Genomic DNA, 930 nt, shown 5'->3' on the forward strand with positions numbered 1-930 from the left:
TTAAGATGCTCTCATCACTTTTTATAGCCCTAACGGCTTTTTCGAGTTTATCTTCATTTTCCATGTTATCAAATCCTCTATTGGGTATCATTTTGTCAATTTAATACTTAATTTGACGAAATGACAAAAAAACCTCTACAAAAATTTCACTTTTTTATAGAGTACGGATTTTAATCACACCCCTCAGTTATTGGTTTTGTTAATCTGCTCTTCAATAACAGGAAAAAGCTGTTTTATCGTGCCAGAATTAACACTTGCCTTTACTGAAATATTATTTGCTTGCTTCTTTGGAGAAACTAAAACTGTTCCATATAGGTTATAGTGCTGTACAACCTCTAAAATTCTTTTAAAAACAGCAATTATTTCACTATCATTTTTTAAATTCTCACTAAGAACCGTCTGGATTGTATAAATAATCCTCTCTTTCTTCTGAGGATCAAAATTCAAAAGATCACTTCGAATATCCTTTAAAAGAGTACGGTAGCGATTATTCTCTGAAACATTTGAAGTACTGCTCATTTGAATACCTGAAACCTTCCTTATATCTTCTGTTCGGTTCAATACATCAATGATATTTTTTGCAAGACTTTCTAAACTTAGGCTCATAAAAAATAACTCCTATATGATACTAACTTTTCAAACTATTTGCAAGCTTTAAATTTGAAGCAACAAAATCTTTTAGCTTCACCGTATTAGGATCCGTGTGTAGTTGCTAAATAAAAACTTCCTTGATAACTCATTGACAGGTAAGCCACTGGTTTGACCAGTGGACTTTCAAGGCTTGGCCTTAAGATTTAGTGAAAAAAGACGATGTTGTATTTTCCTTGTTGGGCTTGGCAGACCAACAAAGGAAAAAATTATGAATACAACATCGTCTTTTGAGAGTTTATCTCATTCTAAATGGGATTGTAAATACCATATCGTGTTTAT

Annotated in this window: 1 protein-coding gene; it reads right to left on the reverse strand. The window is 32.2% G+C overall.

Annotation, left to right across the window (positions count from 1 at the left end; all coding sequences use genetic code 11):
* Positions 1-183 precede the first annotated feature (183 nt).
* Entirely contained in the window at positions 184-606 is a 423-nt protein-coding gene (locus tag NEPTK9_RS09565) for a hypothetical protein (RefSeq protein ID WP_194848596.1), read from the reverse strand.
* Between the last annotated feature and the right edge of the window lie 324 nt (positions 607-930).

This window comes from Candidatus Neptunochlamydia vexilliferae, assembly GCF_015356785.1.
Classification (GTDB): domain Bacteria; phylum Chlamydiota; class Chlamydiia; order Chlamydiales; family Simkaniaceae; genus Neptunichlamydia; species Neptunichlamydia vexilliferae.